This window comes from Methylomonas koyamae (assembly GCF_019669905.1).
GTDB classification, from domain to species: Bacteria; Pseudomonadota; Gammaproteobacteria; order Methylococcales; family Methylomonadaceae; genus Methylomonas; species Methylomonas koyamae.
Genome location: NZ_AP019777.1, coordinates 384,443 through 407,179, shown reverse-complemented (window position 1 = coordinate 407,179; position 22,737 = coordinate 384,443). Strand labels below are relative to the sequence as shown.

21 protein-coding genes are annotated in these 22,737 nt (G+C 59.3%); 6 read left to right on the top strand and 15 right to left on the bottom strand.

Features of this window, described 5'->3' with window-relative positions; all coding sequences use genetic code 11:
- Positions 1–57 precede the first annotated feature (57 nt).
- From MKFW12EY_RS01900 to gshB, 6 genes are all read right to left on the bottom strand, one after another.
- Positions 58–1,020: an aspartate carbamoyltransferase catalytic subunit gene (locus MKFW12EY_RS01900; protein WP_054762374.1), complete on the bottom strand. Its 963-nt coding sequence runs from the start codon at positions 1,018–1,020 to the stop codon at positions 58–60.
- Positions 1,017–1,538: a bifunctional pyr operon transcriptional regulator/uracil phosphoribosyltransferase PyrR gene (gene pyrR / locus MKFW12EY_RS01895; RefSeq protein WP_054762375.1), complete on the bottom strand. Its 522-nt coding sequence runs from the start codon at positions 1,536–1,538 to the stop codon at positions 1,017–1,019. The genes MKFW12EY_RS01900 and pyrR overlap by 4 nt, the downstream gene beginning before the upstream one ends.
- 72 nt (positions 1,539–1,610) lie before the next feature.
- Positions 1,611–2,057, bottom strand: a complete 447-nt coding sequence (gene ruvX / locus MKFW12EY_RS01890; protein WP_054762377.1) for a Holliday junction resolvase RuvX — start codon at positions 2,055–2,057, stop codon at positions 1,611–1,613.
- Entirely contained in the window at positions 2,050–2,616 is a 567-nt protein-coding gene (locus tag MKFW12EY_RS01885) for a YqgE/AlgH family protein (RefSeq protein ID WP_054762395.1), read from the bottom strand. The genes ruvX and MKFW12EY_RS01885 overlap by 8 nt, the downstream gene beginning before the upstream one ends.
- 16 nt (positions 2,617–2,632) lie before the next feature.
- Positions 2,633–3,526 carry an energy transducer TonB gene (locus MKFW12EY_RS01880; protein WP_064029831.1) on the bottom strand — a complete coding sequence of 298 codons (894 nt, stop codon included), beginning with the start codon at positions 3,524–3,526 and terminating at the stop codon, positions 2,633–2,635.
- Between the two features lies 1 nt (position 3,527).
- Positions 3,528–4,478, bottom strand: a complete 951-nt coding sequence (gshB, locus tag MKFW12EY_RS01875) for a glutathione synthase (RefSeq protein WP_054762380.1) — start codon at positions 4,476–4,478, stop codon at positions 3,528–3,530.
- Between the two features lie 138 nt (positions 4,479–4,616).
- On the opposite strand from gshB, the gene rpmB reads away from it, so the two are divergent.
- Both rpmB and rpmG read left to right on the top strand, forming a co-directional pair.
- A complete protein-coding gene (gene rpmB / locus MKFW12EY_RS01870; RefSeq protein ID WP_054762397.1) occupies positions 4,617–4,853 on the top strand; it encodes a 50S ribosomal protein L28 in 237 nt (78 codons plus the stop codon).
- Positions 4,854–4,864: 11 nt separating this feature from the next.
- Positions 4,865–5,020: a 50S ribosomal protein L33 gene (gene rpmG / locus MKFW12EY_RS01865; RefSeq protein ID WP_054762382.1), complete on the top strand. Its 156-nt coding sequence runs from the start codon at positions 4,865–4,867 to the stop codon at positions 5,018–5,020.
- A gap of 37 nt (positions 5,021–5,057) precedes the next feature.
- Here rpmG and MKFW12EY_RS01860 read toward each other — a convergent pair whose 3' ends face one another.
- Positions 5,058–6,401 carry a cyclic nucleotide-binding domain-containing protein gene (locus tag MKFW12EY_RS01860; protein ID WP_054762383.1) on the bottom strand — a complete coding sequence of 448 codons (1,344 nt, stop codon included), beginning with the start codon at positions 6,399–6,401 and terminating at the stop codon, positions 5,058–5,060.
- Between the two features lie 149 nt (positions 6,402–6,550).
- Between MKFW12EY_RS01860 and MKFW12EY_RS01855 the strand changes: the two genes are divergently transcribed.
- On the top strand, positions 6,551–7,891 hold the full coding sequence (locus tag MKFW12EY_RS01855) for a DegQ family serine endoprotease (protein WP_197496063.1): 1,341 nt from the start codon (positions 6,551–6,553) through the stop codon (positions 7,889–7,891).
- Between the two features lie 3 nt (positions 7,892–7,894).
- On the opposite strand, the gene rep is transcribed toward MKFW12EY_RS01855, so the two are convergent.
- Complete coding sequence (gene rep, locus MKFW12EY_RS01850; protein ID WP_054762386.1) at positions 7,895–9,904, bottom strand: DNA helicase Rep; 2,010 nt, start codon at positions 9,902–9,904, stop codon at positions 7,895–7,897.
- Between the two features lie 56 nt (positions 9,905–9,960).
- Positions 9,961–10,251, bottom strand: coding sequence for a hypothetical protein (locus tag MKFW12EY_RS01845; protein ID WP_221053912.1), 291 nt, complete (start codon positions 10,249–10,251; stop codon positions 9,961–9,963).
- 51 nt (positions 10,252–10,302) lie between these two features.
- Here MKFW12EY_RS01845 and MKFW12EY_RS01840 point away from each other — a divergent pair, with 51 nt between their 5' ends.
- Both MKFW12EY_RS01840 and MKFW12EY_RS01835 read left to right on the top strand, forming a co-directional pair.
- Positions 10,303–10,839: a J domain-containing protein gene (locus tag MKFW12EY_RS01840; protein WP_054762389.1), complete on the top strand. Its 537-nt coding sequence runs from the start codon at positions 10,303–10,305 to the stop codon at positions 10,837–10,839.
- A gap of 121 nt (positions 10,840–10,960) precedes the next feature.
- The gene (locus MKFW12EY_RS01835; RefSeq protein ID WP_054762391.1) at positions 10,961–11,203 is read left to right on the top strand and encodes a hypothetical protein; all 243 of its coding nucleotides are present in this window, start codon (positions 10,961–10,963) and stop codon (positions 11,201–11,203) included.
- Between the two features lie 270 nt (positions 11,204–11,473).
- Here the strand turns inward: MKFW12EY_RS01835 and MKFW12EY_RS01830 are convergent, their stop codons facing one another.
- The 5 genes from MKFW12EY_RS01830 to MKFW12EY_RS01810 form a co-directional block, all read right to left on the bottom strand.
- Positions 11,474–12,436, bottom strand: coding sequence for a hypothetical protein (locus tag MKFW12EY_RS01830; protein WP_054762393.1), 963 nt, complete (start codon positions 12,434–12,436; stop codon positions 11,474–11,476).
- Positions 12,437–12,576: 140 nt separating this feature from the next.
- Positions 12,577–15,681, bottom strand: a complete 3,105-nt coding sequence (locus MKFW12EY_RS01825; protein WP_221053911.1) for an efflux RND transporter permease subunit — start codon at positions 15,679–15,681, stop codon at positions 12,577–12,579.
- Positions 15,678–16,844 carry an efflux RND transporter periplasmic adaptor subunit gene (locus MKFW12EY_RS01820; protein WP_245006412.1) on the bottom strand — a complete coding sequence of 389 codons (1,167 nt, stop codon included), beginning with the start codon at positions 16,842–16,844 and terminating at the stop codon, positions 15,678–15,680. Before MKFW12EY_RS01820 ends, MKFW12EY_RS01825 begins: the two co-directional genes overlap by 4 nt.
- Positions 16,841–18,244: an efflux transporter outer membrane subunit gene (locus MKFW12EY_RS01815; protein WP_221053910.1), complete on the bottom strand. Its 1,404-nt coding sequence runs from the start codon at positions 18,242–18,244 to the stop codon at positions 16,841–16,843. The genes MKFW12EY_RS01820 and MKFW12EY_RS01815 overlap by 4 nt, the downstream gene beginning before the upstream one ends.
- A 204-nt stretch (positions 18,245–18,448) precedes the next feature.
- The gene (locus MKFW12EY_RS01810; protein WP_425334035.1) at positions 18,449–19,969 is read right to left on the bottom strand and encodes a fumarate hydratase; all 1,521 of its coding nucleotides are present in this window, start codon (positions 19,967–19,969) and stop codon (positions 18,449–18,451) included.
- A 315-nt stretch (positions 19,970–20,284) separates the two neighbouring features.
- Between MKFW12EY_RS01810 and MKFW12EY_RS01805 the strand changes: the two genes are divergently transcribed.
- Positions 20,285–21,346 carry a TIGR03790 family protein gene (locus tag MKFW12EY_RS01805; protein ID WP_245006411.1) on the top strand — a complete coding sequence of 354 codons (1,062 nt, stop codon included), beginning with the start codon at positions 20,285–20,287 and terminating at the stop codon, positions 21,344–21,346.
- A gap of 5 nt (positions 21,347–21,351) precedes the next feature.
- Here MKFW12EY_RS01805 and MKFW12EY_RS01800 read toward each other — a convergent pair whose 3' ends face one another.
- On the bottom strand, positions 21,352–22,725 hold the full coding sequence (locus MKFW12EY_RS01800) for a sensor domain-containing diguanylate cyclase (RefSeq protein ID WP_054762848.1): 1,374 nt from the start codon (positions 22,723–22,725) through the stop codon (positions 21,352–21,354).
- Between the last annotated feature and the right edge of the window lie 12 nt (positions 22,726–22,737).

Sequence of the window (22,737 nt, the reverse complement as noted above, 5' to 3'; positions counted from 1 at the left end):
CGATACCTCCCTGGCGGACCGCCGCTGCCGGTGCAAAATTTCCGTCCTGAAATGGGGTCATGCCGTACCTCCGCTTTGCATGGCCATCGACATGATCGCCATCCTTACCGCCACGCCGTTGCTGACTTGCTGCAGGATCACCGATTGCGAACCGTCGGCAACGCTGGAGGCGATCTCGACGCCGCGGTTGATCGGGCCCGGATGCATCACGATCGCATCGGACTTGGCCCGCTGCAGCTTGGCTTCGGTCAAACCGAAACAGCGGAAAAATTCGCTTTCGCTGGGCAGGAAGGCCGAGTTCATCCGTTCCTTTTGCAGACGCAGCATGATCACGACATCGACATCGGCCAGGCCTTCGTCCATGTCGTGGATCGGCGTGACGCCCATGGTTTTGACCTGGGCCGGCAACAGCGTTTTGGGGGCGATGACCCGAACTTCGGCCACTCCCAACGCGTTTAAAGCCAGGATTTGCGAACGCGCCACACGCGAATGCAGGATGTCGCCGACAATCGCGACTTTCAGGCCCGCGAATTGTTTCTTGTATTGGCGGATCGTGAACATATCCAGCATGGCCTGGGTCGGATGGGCGTGCTGGCCGTCACCGGCATTGATTACGCTGATGTGGGGCGCCACTTGCTGAGCGATGAAATGAGCCGCGCCGCTCAAGGCGTGGCGGACGACGAACATGTCGACCTGCATCGCTTCCAAATTGCGGATGGTGTCGAGCAGGCTCTCGCCCTTGGATGTCGCGGAACGGGCGATGTCCATGTTCAACACGTCGGCCGACAGCCGGGTGGCGGCCAGCTCGAAGGTAGTGCGGGTGCGGGTCGAGTTTTCGAAAAACAGGTTGACGATGGTCTTGCCGCGCAGCAACGGCACTTTTTTGACCTGGTGCTCGGACATGCCGACGAAAGACTCGGCGGTGTCCAGAATCTCGGTCAACAACTCCCGGTCCAGACCTTCGATGGTCAGAAAATGCTTGAGCTTGCCTTGCTCGGTCAGTTGCAGATGCCGGGTCATGCCGCGACTCCGGCCAAGTCCTGAATCTCGATGCCGAGCGGGTCGGGACCGGTCAATTTGATCCGCTGGCCCTCGGCCAGATCGATACGGATACCGCGGCAATCGGGCTGCAGCGGAATTTGGCGGCCGTTGCGCTCGATCAACACCGCCAGCACTACCTGGCTGGGGCGGCCGTAATCGAAAATCTCGTTCAGTGCGGCGCGGCTGGTGCGGCCGCTGTAAAACACGTCGTCGATCAGAATGATATCGCGCCCTTCCAGATGCGGCGGCAACTGGCTGGTCTTGACCTTGGGATGCATGCCGATTTGGGAAAAATCGTCGCGGTAAAAGGTGATGTCCAGCAAACCCAGCGGTTCGCTGATGCCCAAGCGTAAGTGCATGTGGCGGGCGACCCAAGCGCCGCCGCTGTGAATGCCGATCAGCAGCGGATTATGCAGTTTGCGTTCGCCGATCTGCTGGCGGATGGCAAGTTCCAGGTTATCCAGCAGAATGTCGATATTCAATGAAGCGGTAGGCATGGCGTGGTCGAGAGTCTTATAGTTATTATCGATAGAGCGCAGGACAAAAACCCATCCGCCCTAAATCCGGATTTATCGGTCAAACCAACTTTGCAGAATCAATTGGGCGGCAAGTTGGTCCTGTACCGCCCATAGTTTAGTCGCGCTGAGTTGCAATTCGTCGAACAGCATCTGTTTGGCGGCAAATGTGGTCAGCGCTTCGTCGATCTGGTGTACCGGCAGATTGTAACGGCCGTGTAACTGGCGGCAGAATTTTTGCATCCGCGGCGTCACGACATTGTCGGAACCGTCGGCTTGGCGGGAAATGCCGACCACCAATCCGGCCGGCCGCCATTCGGCGATAAGCTGGCCGATGCGGCTCCAATCCGGCACTTGGTTTAACGAACGGATGGTTTGCAGCGGACTGGCGATGCCGCTGCCGGCATAACCGACCGCAACGCCGATTTTTTTGTTGCCGAAATCGAATCCCAGATAGGCGTCGCTGCTTAATTTGGCAGCCAGCGGATCGATTTTAACCATGTCCGGCCGGCGTGGTCAGGCGATTGATGTCGATCCCGAGCTGGCCGGCCGCGGCGTTCCAGCGTTGGCTGATCGGCGTCTCGTAAAGGATGGCTTCGCCGCAGGGCGTATTCAACCAAGCGTTTTCGACGATTTCTTTTTCCAACTGGCCGCTACCCCAGCCGGCATAACCCAGCGCGATCAGGTAGTGGCTGGGGCCTCTGCCTTCGGCGATGGCTTCCAGGATGTCGCGGGAACTGGTCAAGGTAATGTTTTCCGCGGTGGAAATGCTGGAGTCCCAACGTTGTCCGCAGGCATTATGTATCACGAAGCCGCGCTCCTGCTGCACCGGGCCGCCGGCGAAAATCGGCGTGTTCAACACCGCTTCGATTTCGGATTTGATGCCCATCTGCTCGAAAATATCTTTCAATTTCATACCGGTGGGCCGGTTGATGACGATACCGAGCGCACCTTCCGCATTGTGCTGGCACAGGTAGGTGACGGTATGAAAGAAATGCGGGTCGGCCAGGCCGGGCATCGCGATCAAAAACTGATTGTTCAAATACGTTACGTCTGTCATGGCATTGCTCATTAGGCTAGCGTGCGGTCATACCGGTTTCGTCCGAGAATTTCCAGACCCTGGTGATCACCAAAACGTTCACTTCCCGTAACAACTCGTCCGGCAACGCCGCGAACGGCGCACTCATCTTGACGATGCGTTTGGCGGCGTCGTCCAGCGCCGGATTACCGGACGATTTGACTATCCGCATGCTGTAAATACTGCCGTCGGCGTTGATGCCGACATCCATCGTCAAGGTCTGCGAAGCGCCTTTTTTGCGTGCCGCTTCAGGATAATTCAGATTGCCGGTACGCTCAACCTTGTCCTCCCAATCCTTGACGTACTGTGCCGCCAGGTATTTGTGGGTACTGATCGAGTGCACGAATTTGATCTTGGATTCCTGGGTGCTTTGCTGGCTATTGCGAATCCGTTCGCCCAATTGCGCGATTTGCTGCTGCAGAGCTTCCGCCGACAATTTGGGGGCGGCATCGTGCACTTCATCCGGTTCCGGCGTCTGCACCGGTTGTTCCGGCTCGGCGGCCACTTTGGCCGGCGCCTTGGCTTGGACCAGGACTTTCTCGGTGACCGGCTTTGCCGGTACCGGCGCCGGTTGCGGCTGCACTTTTTTCGGCGGCGGACTCGGCGGTGCGAGCGGCACGGCCTCTCTATGCTGCAACGGCTCCGGTTTCTTGGTTTCTTCGCCGGCGCCGAGTTGATGCTCGGCGGCCAGATATTTGGCATCTTTCGGCGCTTTTTTCAGCGGCGTGTGCGCCACGGTGATTTCCATCGACTTATTCACTTTTGCCGGCTGCGGCGCCGTGAAGTTGATCCCGAGCACGAGAGCGATATGAACTACCGCTGCCAGGAACAGCGCCGTGATCAGCGAATCGCCTTGCGACAGCGGAGTCGGCGTCAATTGCGGAGCCTGCATTTCAGCCTTGTACTTGGGCGGCAATGTGGTCCATTAATTGCGCGCTGATATTGATGCCGAATTGCTTGTCCAATTCCTGAACGCAGGTCGGGCTGGTGACATTGACCTCGGTCAGATAGTCGCCGATCACGTCCAAACCGACGAACACCAAGCCTTTTTCGCGCAAGGTCGGCCCGACCTGTTCGGCGATCCAGCGGTCGCGCGCGCTTAATTCGCGGCCTTCGCCGCGGCCGCCCGCGGCCAAATTGCCGCGGCTTTCGCCGCTGGCCGGAATCCGCGCCAGGCAATAAGGCACCGGTTCGCCGTTCACCATCAAAATCCGCTTATCGCCGTCCCTGACCGCCGGCAAGTAACGTTGCGCCATGATGTAACTACTGCCGTGGCGGGTCATGGTTTCCAGAATCACGCTCAGATTAGGGTCGCCCTCGCGCACGTGGAAAATCGAGGCGCCGCCCATGCCGTCCAAAGGCTTCAGAATGATCTCGCCTTGTTCGGCCAGAAAATTGCGGATTTTTTGCGGGTCCCGAGCCACCAGCGTATCGGTGCAGCATTGCGGAAACCAGGCGGTAAACATTTTTTCGTTGGCGTCGCGTAAAGACTGCGGTTTGTTGACCACGTACACACCTTGGCGTTCGGCCTGTTCCAATATGTAGGTGGCATAGATGTATTCCTGGTTGAACGGCGGATCCTTGCGCATCATGATCACGTCCAGTTCGGACAACTCGATCTGCCGCTCGGCGCCGAACGCATGCCATTGCCGCTCGTCGCGCTTGACTTCGAGCAAGCGGCTGCGGGCGTAGGCGTGACCGTTGTGCATGAACAGATCGGACAGCTCCATATAGTGCAGCTCCCAACCGCGGGCCTGGGCTTCCAGCAACATGGCAAAACTGGTGTCTTTCTTGATATTGATCTGGTCGATGGGGTCCATGACCATGCCGAGTTTGAGTGCCATAAAGTCCTGTAGTACGCGAAATAAGTGGAAATGGAGCGGATTTTATCAAATTTATTTTCCGGGCTGTGGTTTACCCGGAAAAGTTTTTTTGATATAAAGCGCGGCTATTTTGAATCAAAAGCTCGCATTGAGGTAGTCATGTCCAGAGTATGCCAAGTAACAGGTAAACGCCCCCTGAGCGGGCACAACGTTTCACACGCGATGAACAAAACCAAGCGTCGTTTTGAGCCGAATCTGCACCACCACAGATTCTGGGTCGAAAGCGAAAACCGCTGGATACGCTTGAGAGTATCCTCGAAAGGCATGCGGATCATCGACAAAAACGGTATCGATGCGGTATTGGCCGACATCCGTAGCCGCGGCGAACAAGTTTAAGGAGACAGACAATGCGCGACAAAATCAAATTGGTTTCGACTGAAGGCACCGGCCATTTCTACACCACGACCAAAAACAAGAAAACCATGCCGGAAAAGATGGAGATCAAAAAATACGATCCTGTCGTCCGTAAGCACGTGATGTACAAAGAAGCCAAAATCAAATAAATCCGCTTCTAGCCCTCCGGGCGGCCGGGATACCCGGTCAGCCCCGGTTGTCGGCTTTCTTCAGCTCCGCCAACTCAGCCTTCAGGCTTTCCGCGTATTTGGCGAGCGACACATACTTCATTTCCAAAGCCTTTTTCTCGGCTTCCAAAATATTGTACTTGGTCTTAAATTGCTGCAAATAGCGGCGCAGCTTCAGCATGTCGTCCTGTAACGACGACGGCTCGGCGAACACTTGGCTGCTAGCGGCGGATATGCCGGTTTCGCCGGATACTTCCCGAAAATTGCTGGTTTCGACGCCATCGTCGATCGGAAAAGAAGACGGCGCTTTCAAATGGGCCGGATCGATAGCGTCGATGCCGCCGGCCAAAATCAGCGCGTTGAATTTATGCCGCATCAAGATGAATGCCGCCGCCTCGCTCATCCTGCCGTTCTGGCAAACCACCACGATCGGATGTTGGCGATTCAAGGTCTTCAAATGCATCCTTAGCGAAAAAAACGGGATATTGATACTCATCGGCAAATGCGATGGCTTGTATCGGTCCGGCTCGCGCACATCGATCAAATCGGCGCCCTTCGCCACCAAATCCTGCGCCTCCCGGTAATCGATGTATTTCAGCGTCGGCTGTTTGATCAGCGTCAGAAACAGCTCTTTGGACAAACGCAACAGGCTGACATCGCTCAGCGCGGTCACCGACACGTTGCGCGGTTCGCCGGAAATCAACGCATCCTCGCCGAAGGTATCCTGATCGCCGAGCTGGGCCAGCTTGATCTCTTTTGCGTTCGGCGCCGGCCGGCGGCTGACTTGGCACTGGCCTTTCTTGATGATGTAGAAATAGTCGCCAGGGTCATCCTGCCTGACGATCACTTCACCGACCTCGACCCGCAACTCCTGCATGCCGATCAAAATTTTCTGCAGATTGGCCGGAGGCAACGCCCGAAACACCGGCGACTTCAATAGCGTCGTCATCCAGTCGTCGTTGTCTTCCACCTCTTCTACTACCATAAAACTCTCGTTTTCCTCGAAATTGCCGTCTTGCGCCGATTTGACCACATCGCTATTCAAACGTAAAAACCGAATTCTGCTATTAGCGACTGCGTTCACCTTTCGCGGAATCTGGTGCGCCAGCGCAAACCGCGCCGAAGGGCTGTCGGCGCTGATGGTTTCGATCTTGAGCGCTTCGGTCTGCAAGGTCACGCTGCCGTCCAGCAAATAGACCAGCTCGTTACGCTCGTCGCCGCGTTCAAATAAAAATTTACCCTCTTCGGCGGATTCGATATTGATTTGCGCGCATATCGCCTCAAATTTACTAAACGGCAGCGTGGAGAGCGGAATTAACTGCCGGATAATCCGGCCCTCGGCGGAATGGATGTCGACAGCCACGAGTCAGGTGCGGATTGAAGTGAACGGAATCCAACGACAGAACATGGCCTATGATAGCCGATTATTAATCAAACACTTTGAAACAAATTTAGGCTCCGGCGTGTCCATGCCGGCGATTCAACGACCCACAACCGGAGAACATGACGACCATGAATAAACTGATTCTGCTATTGTTGCTTGGCTTGAGTAGCTGGCAAACCAACGCCGCACTGCCGCTGCAAGTGGACGGCAGCAACCTGCCGTCGCTGGCGCCGATGCTGGAGCAAAGCATGCCGGCCGTCGTCAACATTTCCACCTCGACCAATGTGCGGATGCAGGAAAACCCGTTGATGAACGACCCGATTTTCCGCCGCTTTTTCAACATCCCCAACAACCCCAAGCAGCAACAACGCAACAGCCTGGGTTCCGGCGTCATCATCGACAAAGACCAAGGCTACGTGCTGACCAACAACCACGTGATCGACAAAGCCGACAAGATTACCGTGACCTTGGCCGACGGCCGCCAGCTTAACGCCAAACTGCTCGGCACCGACCCGGAAGCCGACGTCGCCGTGATCCAAATTCCGGCCGACAACCTGACCGCGTTAAAAATCGCCGACTCCAACCAATTGAAAGTCGGCGACTTCGTCGTCGCGATCGGCAATCCGTTCGGCCTGGGCCAAACCGTCACCTCCGGCATCGTCAGCGCCTTGGGCCGCTCCGGCCTGGGCATCGAAGGCTACGAAGACTTCATCCAGACCGACGCCTCGATCAACCCCGGCAACTCCGGCGGCGCGCTGGTCAATCTGCGCGGCGAATTCGTCGGCATGAACACCGCCATCCTGGCGCCCAGCGGCGGCAACGTCGGCATCGGCTTCGCGATTCCGTCCAACATGGCGATGCGTTTGATGGAATCTTTGGTGCAACACGGCGAGGTACGGCGCGGCCTGCTCGGCGTCACCACCCAGGATCTGACGCCGGAATTGGTCAAGGCGTTTTCGTTGAAAAGCCAGCGCGGCGCGGTGGTGAGCCGAGTCGAAGCCGGCTCGCCGGCCGAAAAAGCCGGCCTGGAACCGGGCGACATCATCGTCGCGATCAACGGCCAGGATGTCAAAGGCGGCAGCGCTCAAATCCGCAACGCGATCGGCCTATTGCAAGTCGGCGATACCGCCGAGCTGGACATCATGCGCGGCGAAGAACGCAAAACCGTGCAAGCCACAATCGGCAAACCGAAACGGCCGCAACTGGAAGGCGCCAAACTGCATCCGGTGTTGAGCGGCGCCACGCTCGGCGTCACGCCGAAGGATCAAGTGGAAGGCATCCTGATCGAAAAAATCGAGCAAAACTCCAAAGCCTGGAAAACCGGCCTGCGCCCCGGCGACGTCATCGTCACCGCCAACCGCTACCGGGTCAGAAACCTGGACGAAATGAAACAGGTGGTCAACCCGAATGCGCCATTGCTGGTCAACCTGCAGCGCGGCGGCGAGGCGTTTTTCGTGGTGCTGCAATAAGCCTCAAGCCAACATCGATTTCAGCGCGGCCAGGCTGGCCTTGCCGCGCTGCTTGATCTCTTCCGGAGCCAACTGTTTTCGGTTGGCCCACTCCAAATCCTCCTCCGGCAACTCGCTCAAAAATCGGCTGGGTTCGCATTCGGCCAGCTCGCCGTAGCGCTTGCGGTGGGTGCAATAACTGAAGGTCAGGGTTTGTTGGGCGCGGGTAATGCCGACATAGGCCAAACGCCGCTCTTCCTCGATATTGCCGGTCTCGATGCTGTTCTGGTGCGGCAACAGGTTTTCCTCCATGCCGATCAGAAACACGTGCGGAAACTCCAGGCCCTTGGCCGCGTGCAACGTCATTAAACTGACCTGGTCGCCGGCTTCTTCTTCCTGGTTGCGGTCCAGGATATCCAGCAACATCACCTTGGCGATCACTTCCGCCAGCGACTGCTCGCGGCCTTCCTCTTTACCGGCAATGCGCCGCAGCCACTCGATCAGTTCGTAGACGTTTTTCAATTTGCGTTCGGCCGACGCCGGAGTTTTGCTGTTTTCGTCCAGCCACTGCGGATAATGGATTTCGTCGATCATTTTCTCGATTTCGGCAAAGGTATCGCCGCGTTCGATTTTCAAGGCCTTTTCCCGCAACCAGTCGCAAAACTTGGTCAAACGCTGCACCGACTTTTCCGACAAGCGCTGCTGCAACCCGAACTCGGAGCAAGCCCGGAACAGGCTGATATGCCGCTCGTTGGCATAAGCGCCCAATTTCTCCAATGTGGTCGGCCCAATCTCGCGCCGCGGCGTATTAATCACCCGCAAGAACGCGGCATCGTCGTCGGCGTTGACCAGCAGGCGCAAATAAGCCAGCACGTCCTTGATTTCGGCATAGGAAAAAAACGACGCGCTGCCGCTGATGAAATAGGGCACGTTGTTCTCGCGCAACTCCTTCTCGAACAGCCGCGACTGGTGGTTGCCGCGGTACAGAATGGCGTAGTCGCCATAACTGCCGCCGGTCTTGAAGCGGTGGTGAACGATCTCGGCGGTGATTTGCTTGGCTTCGGCCAAATCGTTTTTATGGCTCAACACCCGCAACGGCTCGCCGTAGCCCAACTCGCTCCACAATTTCTTCTCGAAGGTATGCGGATTGTTAGCGATCAATTGGTTCGCCACCTTCAGAATCCGCCCGGCGGAGCGATAATTCTGCTCCAGTTTGATCACCTGCAAGCGGTTGTAATCTTTCTGCAACTGGCTCAGATTCTCCGGCTGGGCACCGCGCCAGGCATAAATCGACTGGTCGTCGTCGCCGACCACGGTAAACCGGCCCAAGGAACCGGCCAGCGCCCGCACCAACTGGTATTGGGTGATATTGGTATCCTGATATTCGTCGACCAACAGGTAGCGAATCCGATTCTGCCATTTCTGCAGAATGTCCGGATGCTGTTGAAACAATTCGACCGGCAGGCCGATCAGGTCGTCGAAATCCACCGCGTTGTAAGCCTTCAAACTGCGGTTGAATTGTCCGTACAAGCGCGCCGCCGCCGCGGTTTCGGCATCCTCGGCCCGGTTCAGCGCCTGTTCCGGACTGACGAAGGCGTTTTTCCACTGGCCTATCTTATGGTTGTAACTCTCGGCGGCATCGATATCGCAGCCGTCCGCACCGTGGCCGATCAATTGCTTCAACAAACTCAACTTGTCCTGCTCGTCGAACAAGGTAATCGCCGCCTTGTAGCCCAGCGCCTTGTGCTCCTTGCGCAGAATATCCAAACCCAAGGAATGGAAAGTCGATACCCGCAGCCCCCGGCTTTGTTTATCGTCGATCAGGCGGCCGACCCGGCTTTTCATCTCCCGCGCCGCCTTGTTGGTAAAGGTCACCGCCGCGATATGCCGCGCCGGCGTGCCTTGCTGTACCAAATAGGCAATTTTCTCGGTAATGACCCGGGTCTTGCCGCTACCGGCACCGGCCAGCACCAGCAGCGGACGATCGACGGTTTTAACGGCGGCAAGTTGTTGCGGGTTGAGTTTGGGAGACACGGATAAGGCAAATTTGTAGAAACGACGCAGGGCTTATTATCTCAGGCCGGCGCAATTTATGCCGCTTGGATTGGGTCGATTTCCTGAAAACGCATGACTGGAAGAAATTCCGTTCGCCCGCCGGTTAACGCGTTAACCAACCCGCTACCAAGCCAAAACTCCCCACTCCCCGGTCTTGGAACGGCACAAGCGTATTCGCCCGGCTTGTCTCGAACCCGACAGTTTGTAAGTTTTCCGGCGCTCGAATCCTCCCGAATATTTAATTTAAACGCGAGCAGCCGCTGGTCGGTACCGCCAAAACGCCGACTGGCGGCCAAGTTCGCGGCTCCGACGAGTTTGGTATCCATTTTGCTGCGTTACCGAATCATTCTGTTTTATTCGCTGACCAGGCAAACACCATGCATCGCAATCCGGGAACGGAACACGAAGAGTTATGGGTCATCTGGAACGGCTCATTCGGCGTCGTCGATACCGTGGCGGTCGGCCGGATCGCAGCCGGTCCGCACGGCACCAGCGCGTGGTTGGAGGAACCCTACGACATGGTCGGACCGTTCAACCTGGACGATCTCGTCGCGAACGGCCGGATAAACTTCGCGGCCTGCACCGTCATGTCCCGGCAAAAATGGCAGGAAGACCAAGTGGAACTGCGCCGGGAATCGTTAAAACTGCGGCGCGAGGCCCAGGAAAGACTGTCCGACTATCAAGCCCAATTCAACTCCGGCTGCTTTCGGCAATCCGGTCCGGAGCGCCGATTCAGCGACCGCCGCCATCGCGAGACCTTACAGCTGCCGCTCGACGGCTTGCTCGAAGCCTGGCAAATCAAAGCCGCATTTCGCCGCCTCGCCCAAAAGGCGCATCCCGACGTCGGCGGCAGCCACGAACAATTCATCCGCATCACCGAAGCCCGCAATGCCTTGCTGGAACGAGCTTCGTAAACCATCGAGGCGGACGTGGCGCTGAACAGAATTCGGCCGACTATGCCGGATTGACCGGACCGCATAGGCCATGGCGCCGAACGGCCGGCTAACGATAACCCTCTAAATTAACGAGAGATTTATGGCTAAAGATTTAAACGAACTTCGCGCGGTATTGGACAAGCTGGACGCAATGGTCAAAAGCATGAGCGAAATGGACGCCGAAATTCTGGATTTCGTCGAAGCACATTATCCGGACGCACTGAACGATCAAAAAGTGTTGCAGGCGTTTAAAAATATCGGCGACGCCGAAGACGAATTGCAAAGGCAGCTAAGTTTGTTGCGCTCCCGGTTAGCCGCCAACATTCCGGAATTGAACGGCTAAGCGCCGCTTGTCTAGCCGGGTTTGGGTCGGGTTACGCTTCGCTAACCCGACCTACGAGCTAACGGACTGGCTGGCCTTGCGTAGCCTCGATGCAGCGTCAGCGGAATCGAGGTTGTTGGCTAGGCAGATGTAGGGTACGCAACGCGTACCTTAAGAGGAGTCCGGAGATGAAGACAGAAAAGTACGCGATGCGGACTAAAGGCTGTTATCGCGGCGAAGCGAAAAGGTACGCGGTGCGCACCCTACGCGGCTAACCTTATTCGCTAGAACTCATTTCGCCGCGCCGAACAAGGCATAGACCTTGTCTCGAAGCGCCTCGTCACAGAACTCGTCCATATCAAGCAGTCTGATGAGTTCATCCACTTGCTGCTTGCTTTGGTGAGGAAGGGCGAGAACTCGTTCAACGGCTTGTTGTGGCAAGTACTGCCCAAGATACTGAAGAGGGTTCAGTGTCTTGGGCAGGTGTGAGATCACCAGATTCCAGTGGTACTTCTTGCTGATCCCCTCATACAGACGCTTGTACTCGAGATACGGACGCAGCGTGGCGTTGTACTCTCTCAGTACTGCGCCCCGGTGCCATGTATAGAATTTCTGAACATGGGTGCGGTAGATGTAGAAAACTTCGTAGACATCGACTGATTCAGCAACGCCCTCAATGTAATCCTTCGCCTTCGCGTTCCAGCCGCCCCAGGCCAAAAGTTCGGCCTTCGTCACAAGGAAGCGTGCTTGCCTTGAGTTCTCCTCCCGACCGCGAGAAATAGTCCAATTCGTCTGTGCGATACGCCAGTGAGTGTTGTAGTTGCGCAGGCACTGAAGAAAGTCGTGCAAGCCTACAGATGAAAAGTGCTTCTTCACCTCGTCCTTGTAGCTGGTAACTGGCGATGTGCGCGTGAAGTTTCGTGCATGGTCGACGAGAGCCATTAGGGCCGCTGTGCAGTTTGACAACTTGCGCTTGACCTCAAGGGTATGGCGCTCAGCCTCGCTTCCATCCCCTTGGTGCCAGAAAGCGGGGTTCTTGCTTCGATCCGCAAATAACGAGATCTCATCCAGTAGATCCGAGATGTTCGCTTCGAGTACATAGACGGACTCGTCGAGTTCCTGAAGCGAGCGCCAAAGTCGCCCTCCATCCGTATCCTCGATTGCTGCTCGCGCGTCCGTGAAGCTCTTGAAGATCGCCGTTTGAATGGCAGCGTGGTTCCAAGGATGGGGAACGGTGTCGAGGTAGCGGGTCATGACGCCTAACTAGTTATTAGATAGTTTCCGTATATCGGAGCCAAGTAGATAGAGTAGGTCTACATCAACTTGCCAGCATTGAATCAGATTGAACGATAGGCTGCAACCGAGCGTAGTGCCGGTTCTCAGCGACACCCACCTCACCTCTCCCCCAACAACGCATAACACGCCGGGGTCAAAATCAAACTGGCGGCCATGCCGATCAGCAGGCCGGCGGAGAGCGACAGGGTCATCGGGATCAGGAATTGAGCTTGCGGACTGGTTTCCAACAGGGTGGGCAGGAAGCCGGCGAAGTTGGTCAGGAAGGCCAGCAGGATGGGCCGGAAGCGGGAGCAGCAGGCCTCGGCAATTAGCGCGTCCACCGGCCGCTGGTCGCCGTCGTGCTGGCGCAGATAGTCCAGCAGCACCAGACTGTCGTTAACCACCACGCCGCTGGCGGCGATCATGCCGACCAACGATTCCATCGACAGCGGCAGACCGGCCGCCCAGTGCGCCAACACCGCGCCGCACCAGGCCACCGGCGCGGCCAGCAGAAAGATCAGCGGTTTGGCGTAGGAGCGGAACGGCACCGCGATCAAGGCGTAAATCACTAACAGCGCGATCAGCGTGTTTTTGCCGAAGGCCGCCAGCAGTTGTTTCTGTTCCTGGCGCTGTTGGCCGATTTGCAGGTTCAAGCCGGGAAAACGGCTTTCCAGGGCCGGGAACACTTCGCGTTCCAGCACCGCGTAGACTTCGTTGGCGTCGGCCAGCGTCGGATCGACCCTGGCCTGGACCTTCAGCACCCGCTGCCGGTCTTCGCGCACGATGCGGGCGTAACCTTGCAGTACTTCCACGTCGGCCAGACTGGCCAGCGGCGCGCTGGCACCGTTCGGCAGCCGCACCGGCTGGGCTTGCAGTTGTTCCAGCGAGCGCCGCTCGCGTAGCGGGTAGCGCACCATCACCTTGACTTCCTTGCGGCCGCGCATGAAGCGGTGTACTTCCTCGCCGTAATAGCCGTTGCGGACCTGCTCGGCCAGTTGTTCCAGGCGCATGCCCAGCCGTTCGGCTTCGGGCTTCAGGGTCAAATGGATTTCCGGTTTGCCGGGCTCGCCGGAATCGATCACGTCATAGGCGCCGCGAAAGCCCTTGATCTGTTGCTTGAGCTGTTCCACCGCCGGGCCGAGCTGGGCCGGATTGTCGGCGCCGACCGTCAGTTCCAAATCATAAGGTTCGTCGCCTTCCTTGAAAATGAAATCGACCTGGCCGAGATTGATCTCGCCGATGCGTTTGCGCCAGTCGCGGATGAAATCTTCGACCTTGATGCGCTGGCGGCCGGCCGCCGACAGTTCCAGCCACAGGCCGGCGCCGTGCTCCCAGACGATGGTTTCGACGCCGACGATCACGCTATGCTCCGGATCGTGGCCGCGCTTGCCGGCGCCGGGCGGCACGCCGTCCAATTCGTCGCGCAATTCGAACAAGGCATTTTCGACCCGGGTAGCCAGAGCCTTTGTTTCGCTATAAGGCGCGCTTTGCGGTAGGCGGATCGAGACCCAAAAGCTGTCCTTGGATACGTCCGGATTGATCGATTGCCGCACCCGGTCGCTGGCGACCAGCCCCCAGCAGATAATCAGCAGGGCCGCGAACAAGGCGACGGTCAAATAGCGCCAGCGCAAGGCCAGCGCCAGCAACGGCCGATAAACCCGCTCGACGCAGCGGTCCAGCCCGCCGTTCAAGCGGGTGCGCAGCCGGTGCAAGGCGTTGCCGGCGGTCGGTGCCTGCACCGGCGCGACCAGATGCGAAGGCAGGATCAACAGCGCCTCGACCAGCGAGAACACCAGGGTCAGGATCATAATCAGGCAAATCGGCCGCATCATTTGCCCGGCCCAGCCCGGCAGATACAGGCCCGGCAGAAACGCGACCAATACGATCAGCACGGACAGCGTGACCGGCAGCGCCACCGCACGCACGCCGTTGACCGCGGCTTGCAGCGGCGTTTCGCCGCCTTCGATTTGCCGGCTGTGCACGCTTTCGCCGATGATGATGGCGTCGTCCACCAGCACGCCCATCGCCAATAAAAAGCCGAACAGCGACAGCATGTTCAGCGAAATATCCAGCGCCGGCATCAGCCAGAACGCGCCCAGCACCGAAGTAAAGATGCCGACCCCGGCCCACAACGCCACCCTTACCCGCAGAAACAAGGTCAACACCAGGCAGACCAGCAGGAAGCCGCTCAGGCCGTCTTCGAGCAAGGTGCCGATGCGTTCGTCGTAAGCCTGGGAATCGTCCCACCAGGTAATCAAGCGCAAACCTTCCGGCAGACCGGCGCGGATGGCGGCCACCTCCGCCTTGACCTTGCGCGCCACCGCGACGCTGTCGCGCTCGGTGTGGACTTCCCAGCCCTGCGCGGTCTCGCCGTTGTGGCGCCAGTCGTACAGGCGCTCTTCCAGGCCGTCGCGGATCGTGGCGATCTGGTCCAGCCGCAGCCGGTTGCCGTCCGGCAAGGTCTTGATGACCAAGGCGCCGACCGCGTCGGCATCCTTGGCCCGGCCGGCCACCCGCAACAACAGTTCGCCGTCCGGATTGCGCACCAGGCCGCCGGGCAAATCGACCGACGCGGCACGCACCGCCTGGGTCACATCGTCCAGCGTCAGTTGGTATTTGCGCATCTGCTCCGGCGCGACCTCAATGTCGATTTCGTAATTGCGTTCGCCGTAATTACGCACCCGGCTGACGCCGGGGATTGTCGATAACTGTTGCTGAATCCGGTCGCCGAACTGTTGCAATTTAAAAGCGTCGGTGTCGCCGTGCAGCGCCACCCATATCACGCCGTCGTCATCCTTACGGTCGGCCGGCAATACGTCGATTTTTTCCAGTTGCTTGGGCAGGCGCGGAATGGCTTGTACCCTGGCGCGCAGCAAGGCCATCATTTGCTCGCGGTCCCGGTCGGGCATAATCTCCACCGCCAACGTGCAGGTGTCGCCCTGAATTTCGCCGTGCAAATGCTTGATGCCGGGCAGGTCGTGCACCGCCTCTTCGATCGGGATGCACACCGCTTCCTCGACTTCGGACGGCCCGGCGCCGGGAAACACCGCGGTAATTTCGATCTGATGCGGACTGAAGCGCGGGAACACTTCCTTATCGACATCCAGCATGCCGATCACGCCGCCGGCCAGAATCAGCAGCATCAACAAATTGGCCGCGACCGGATTGCCGGCAAACCAAGCCAAGAGCCCGCCCAGGCGGGCTGCGCTTTGCGAGCCGCTCATGGTTGGCTCGGCGCGACTTCGACCTGCATGCCGGCCACCGGCAGCGGCAGGTCCGAGACCACGATGCGCTCGCCGGCTTGCAAGCCGGATTTGACCACGACGCGGTCCGGTTCGCTGCGCAGGACTTCCACGTCGCGGAAAACCAAGCGCCGGTCGGCATCGACCAGTTTGACCTGCTGCAGATTGTTCAAAGCGTTGCGCGGCAAGGCATACAGACCTGCGCGGGCCACGCCTTCGATCTCGGCTTGCACGAACAAGCCGCTCAGCAGCGGCGCGCCGCCGTCGCGGCTAGTATCGGGCTGTTCGACTTGAGCGACCAGAAACAACTGGCCGCTGCTGCTATCCAGTTCGGCTTCGCTGCGGACGATGCGGCCCTGCCAGGTTTGCGGCTTGCCGGCCACTTCCGCGCTCAACGTAACGGCCGGCCAATGCGCCGCCGGCCCGGATGCGCTTAACGGCAAATCCAGAAAGGCCAATTCGTTGATGCCGACCGGCAGCCGGATTTCGGCGATGTCGTTGGCGTAAATTCGGGCGATGCTGGCACCGGCCGGTAGAAACTGGCCGCGGCCGATTTGTTTGCTCAACACCCGCCCGGAAAACGGCGCGCGGATTTCGCAGCGGCTACGGTCCAGCTTGGCCTTGGCCAGATCGGCTTCTGCGGCTTGCAATTTGGCCTCGGCTTCGGCCAGTTGCGGCTTGCGTAAGGCCAGATCGCTGGCTTCGCCCTGGCCCAAGGCCTGCCATTCGCTCAGCGCCTGCTCGGCCTGGGCGCGTTCGTTGATCAACACCCGCTTGGCTTCGGCGATCTTGGCCTGAGTGGCAACGATGGCGTAGTCGTAGTCGCGCCGATCGATGCTGGCCAACACCTCGTCGGCCCTGAAAAAGCCGCCGGACACCAGCGCCGGGTGGATCCGATCAACTTTTCCAGAGACTTGGGCGATCAAGTCTATCGCTTCGCGCGGCGCGACCACGCCTTGCGACCGCACGTTCAGTTTCAAGGTTTGCGGCCGGGCAGCGACGACCTCGACCCGCGGCACCGGCGGCTCGGCCGGCGCCGGTAAACTGCCGGGCCGCAAGGCGATCATCGCCCAAGCGGCGCCGACGGCCGCGCTCAATACGGCGGCCGGCAAAAGAATTTGTAACCAACGGGATTTATCGTTCACACCGGGCCGCCCAAGGCTAAATACAAGTTGATGCGATTGGCCAATAATTGGCGCTGCACCGCCAGATGCGCGCTTTGCGCGTTCAAGGTGCTGCGGTAGCTGTCCAGCAAGGTCAGGATTTCGATCAAGCCCTGCTGGTAGGAATACACCGCCAGCTTGCGGCTGGCTTCGGTTTGCTCGACGGCCTCGCGTAGCGCCTGTTCCTGTTCGCGCAAGCGAACTTCGGCGGCCAAGGCTTGTTCGACTTCGCGGAACGCGGCCAACACCACGCTTTGGTATTGCTGGTAGGCGTCGCGGACTCTGGCCTGGTTCAGCCGAATCTCGGCTTGCAAGCGGTCGCCGGTGAACAAAGGCTGGGCCAGGCCGGCGGCCAGATTCCAGGCCGCGGCGCGCGGATCGACAATTTCGGCCAAGGCCGGGCTTGCGGTGCCGCCGGCGGCTGTCAACGTCACGCGCGGCAGCAAGGCTTTCTCGGCGCTTTCCAAACCCGAATCTGCGGCCTGCAAGCGTTTGAAGGCGGCAGCGATGTCCGGGCGGCGTTGCAGCAGCTCGGCCGGCAGACCGGCGGCCAGGCCCGGCGGCGGCTCCGGCAAGCTTTTCGGCGCCGAGCCGGATTCGCGGCTCGCTTCGGTTTGGACTATGCGCCCGTCCGGGTAACGGCCGAGCAAGGTTTGCAGTTGCCGCGCCAACAATTGCACTTCGTTGTCGGCTTGCGCCAATTGCGCTTCGGCATTCGCCAAGTCGGTCAACACCAAGCGCAAATCCAGACCGCGGGTCAGGCCCTTGTTGAAGCGGCCGCGTACCAAATTGGCGATCACGCCGCGGTCGTGCACCGATTGCGCCGCAACGCTGGCTTGTAACCGGGCTTCGCTCAACGCGAAATAGGTTTGGGCGATCCGCGCCGCCAACGATAAGCGGGCGGCCAGATAATCGTCGGCAACCGCTGCGGCGTTACTGACGGCGGCCTGCTGTCCGGCCTTGATCCGACCCCAGACGTCCAGTTCCCAACTCAGATTGAACAATGCCGAAAACTGGCCGGATTCGACGCCGAAATCGCGGCTGCGCTGGTAACCGGGATTGAAATAGGCTTGCGGCCAACGCCCGGCGCCGGCCACCACCGCTTGTTCGCGGGCGGCATCGATGCGGGCCGCGGCGGCCTGCAAATCGAAATTTCCGGTCAGGCCGGCTGCCACTAACGCGCTCAACTGCGGGTCGGCGAAGCTATCCAGCCAAGCCGCTACCGCCTGCTCCGCTGCGGCCGGCCGGTCCGACCACTGCTGCGGCGCGGCAAACGCTAAATCCTGCGGATCGCGCGGCGGCAATGGCTGGCAAGCGCACGCCGCCGCTACCAGCCAAGCGCAGAGCTTTAAATTCGAGGCCGGTTTTCGGAGTAATGGCATGCGTCGGTTAATGGCGGTGGAAAACGGTATGGCGGGCCCCTTGCATGCAGGGCCTCGTCAGTTAAGACGTTTCAAAATCCGAAATCCCCACCGGCGCTCGAAAAAATAGGGCATTTACCGCATTTTTACGATTGCGCCGTCTCGGCCAAAGCGCAGGCGCCAGCGCCGGCGCGGCAGCTTAAAACCAGCGCTTGCGCGCCATCCCTACTCCGCCACCAGCTTGATTTTGCCGATTTTGGCCTGCCACAGCTTAGGCGCGCTGTTATGAATAGACTCGCCGCGGCTATCGACCGCCACGGTGACCGGCATGTCTTCGACCACGAATTCGTGAATCGCTTCCATGCCCAGTTCCGGGAAAGCCACGACCCGCGCCTGTTTGATGGCTTTGGACACCAGATAGGCCGCGCCGCCGACCGCGATCAAATACACCGCTTTATGCTTGGCGATGGCTTCTATCGCTTGCGGGCCGCGTTCGGATTTACCGATCATGCCCAGCAAGCCGGTCTGTTCCAGCACGGTGTCGGTAAAACTGTCCATCCGCGTCGCCGTCGTGGGGCCGGCCGGGCCGACCACTTCGTCGCGCACCGGATCGACCGGGCCGACGTAGTAGATAAACTTGTCTTTTAAATCGACGCCGTCCGGTAACGGTTCGCCCTTGTTCAATAAATCGACGATGCGCTTATGGGCGGCGTCGCGGCCGGTCAATAAAGTGCCGCTGAGCAGCAGGGTTTCGCCGGGTTTCCAGTCGGCAACGTCTTGCTTGGTCAGACCATCGATATTGACCCGGCGGGCGCTGCTGGCGGATTGGGTGATTTCCGGCCAGTCGGATAATTTGGGCGGCGTTAGCAGCGCCGGACCGGAACCGTCCAGCACGAAATGCGCGTGGCGGGTGGCTGCGCAGTTGGGGATCATCGCCACCGGCTTGTTGGCGGCGTGGGTCGGGTAGTCCAGGATTTTGACGTCCAGCACCGTGGTCAAACCGCCCAAGCCTTGCGCGCCTATGCCCAGCGCGTTGACTTTGTCGTACAGTTCCAACCGCAATTCTTCCAGCGCGTTGCTCGGGCCGCGAGCAAGCAAATCTTGAATGTCGATAGAGCCCATGCAGGCCTGCTTGGCCAAAATCATGGCTTTTTCGGCGGTGCCGCCGATGCCGATGCCGAGAATGCCGGGCGGGCACCAGCCGGCGCCCATGGTCGGCACGGTCTTCAATACCCAATCGACGATGTTGTCGGCCGGATTCAACATGACGAATTTGGATTTGGCTTCCGAACCGCCGCCCTTGGCCGCGACTTCCACGTCTACCTTATCGCCCGGCACCAATTCCATATGCACCACCGCCGGCGTGTTGTCTTTAGTGTTGATGCGCTTGCCGGCCGGATCGGCCAGAATCGACGCGCGCAATACGTTGTCCGGATGCAGGTAGGCTTGGCGCACGCCGGCGTTGACCATCTCGGTCACGCTCAATTTCGCGTCCCAGCGCACATCCATGCCGATCTTCAAAAACACCGTGACAATGCCGGTATCCTGGCAAATCGGCCGGCGGCCTTCGGCGCACATCCGGGAATTAATCAAAATCTGCGCCATCGCATCCTTCGCCGCCGGACCTTGTTCCTTTTGGTAGGCGGCATATAAGGCGTCGATAAAATCTTTGGGGTGGTAATAGGAAATGAACTGCAAGGCATCGGCGATGCTTTGGATGAAATCGTCTTGGCGGATCGTGGTCATAATGGCTCTCGGCTTGGCGGGCAATCGCCGTTGCGCCTTTGGCGTCAGGCGGAGATCGTTCCCGATTGCAAACGATGCGGCGGAAGCGGCCGCGGCAATGTAGCCCGGATTGTACTTGAAACCGCCGCGGCGCCGGTCGGCAAAAATCGCGGCCTGCCGCTGGCCGAACCGGATCGGCGCCGGGCATATTATTTGGCGACCGGATCGCTTATCGGCAGCGGCTAGGTTTGAAATCGAACCGGCGTCGGCTATGCTCGGCGTTTCGCCGGCCGCGATCCTCTCAAGCCGAGCCGGCCCATCTTGGAGGAGACTCGCGTGTGTTACGCCAAACTGATTCGATTGCTACCACTGGTACTGGCTCTGGCCTGCTGGCATGGCGCCAACGTGCAGGCCGAAGCGATTTCGCCGCTGTACCGGCCGGCACCGGCGCTGACGGGGCGGGATTTGGCGGTGATCGTCAACGACGCCGACCCGCTGAGCCGCCAAATCGGCGAATATTACCGCCAGCAGCGGCAAATTCCGGCCGAGCAGATTATCCATCTGCAGTTTCCGCCGCGGCAGGCGGTGATGTCGCAACGCACCTTCGAGGCATTGAAGCGGCAAGTCGACCAACAAACTCCGGCCCACGTCCAGGCGTTTGCGTTGACCTGGCTGCTGCCGTTCCGGGTGGATTGCATGTCGATCACGACCGCGTTCGCGGCCGGTTACGATCCGGCCTTCTGCGCCAAAGGCTGCCAAACCACGCGCAACAGCCCTTATTTCACCTCGGAAACCGACAAACCGTTTAAGACCCACGCCTGGCGGCCGACCATGGCCGTGGCCGGCAAAACCTTCGAAGACGCCAAGAGATTGATCGATACCGGCGTCGCTGCCGATTATTCGCATCCGCAAGGCGCGGCTTATTTGCTGAAAACCTCGGACAAGGCGCGCAGCTCGCGTGCCCAAACCTTTCCCAAAGTGGCCGAGGCGCTGCAGAATTTCTGGCCGGTGCATTATCTGGAACAGGATTACATCAGCGGCCGCCAGGACGTGATGTTTTATTTCACCGGCCTGACCCACGTGCCGCATTTGGACGAAAACCGTTATCTGCCGGGGGCGATCGCCGACCATTTGACCTCGACCGGCGGCGTGCTGTCCGGCGGCGGCCAAATGAGCATCACCGAATGGCTGCGCGCCGGAGCCACCGCCAGCTACGGCGCGGTGGTCGAACCGTGTAACTTTCCGGCCAAGTTTCCGAACCCCGGCGTGGTGCTGTATTTTTACCTGCGCGGCAGCAGCTTGATCGAAGCATATTGGAAAAGCGTGCAGCAGCCGGGACAGGGCATTTTCGTCGGCGAGCCGCTGGCCAAACCCTTCGCCTACCGGCCGAAGCCTTAAATCGTCTAACCGGCCACGACCAGCCGGTTGCGGCCGGCTTCCTTGGCGACGTACAGCGCCTGGTCGGCCCGGTTCAGCAACTCCACCCGGTTGCTGCCGTGAGCCGGAAAAATCGCCACGCCGATCGACACGCTCAAGTTGGGTAATTGTTGGTTACCGAACTTGACACTGAGATGCTCCACTTCCAGCCGCAAATTTTCCAGACGGCGTAAAATTTTCTGCGGATCGACTTCGGTGGTTACGACGACGAACTCCTCGCCGCCGTAGCGGCAGACGATGTCGCTGCCCTCGCGAAAACCGTTCAGCAAATGGCCGGTTTTCTTCAACACCTCGTCGCCGGCGTCATGGCCGTAGTTATCGTTGAATATCTTGAAATGGTCGATATCGATCATCGCCACGGCCAGCATTTGCTCGCTCCGCCGCATCCGCAGCAGCTCCCGGTCCAGCACCTCTTCCAGGAAGCGGCGGTTGAACAAACCGGTTAACGGGTCGCGGATCGATAATTCGTGCAGTTCTTCCCGCAACGTCAGGTTGGCCAGCGCCAAGCGGGCACTGTCCGCCGCCGCCTCGGCGATCGACAGCATCCGCTCGATGCCGTCGGCGTTCGGGTCGGCGAAACGGGGTTCGATATAGATCAATCCCAAGCCGCGGGCGTGGGCCAACAACGGGATGCACAGGTAGGGGCCGGCATCGGCGCAGACATGGTCGCAGACCGGATTGATCGAATTGCAGCAGCCGGCAAGATGGATGCGGCCGCGGCGCATGCCCCAGCACTCGTCGGGGTTGAACACGGCCTCCAGTCGGATATCGCCCCAGGAGTCTGCCAGTACCAACGAATTGCCGGCCGCGTCCAGCATATACAGGCCGCCGTCGGACTCCGGAAACAAGCGCATGAAGGCCGCTTTCATGATCGGATAGGCTTCGTCCATTTTCTGGCAGCTTTGCAGCAGATCGGTCATTTCCCGGATCAATTGCATATGCAAGATCGCCGCTTCCAGTTCGCGCTGGGCTTTTTTCAAGGCCGTGACATCGCGGGCCGCCGCGAAAATGCCGGCGATATTGCCGTCTTCGTCGCGGTAGACCGTGGCGTTGTATAGAACTTCGGTGATCTTGCCGGAGGCGTGGCAGATCGCCAGCGGATAATCGGTGACCTTGCCTTGCGAGAAAGCCAGGCGGTAGCCGTCCTGGGCTTTTTGCGGATCGGTGAAATAGTTGGAAAAATCGCTGCCGATCAGTTCCTTACGCGGCACGCCGGTGACTTTTTCGGTGGCGCTGTTGACGTCCATGATCTTGCCGTCGGCGCTGATCGTGACCAACGGGTCGAGGCTGGCCTCGATCAGGCTGCGCGCATACGATGTTTTTGCAGATTTCGCCAACATGCCGAACCGCCG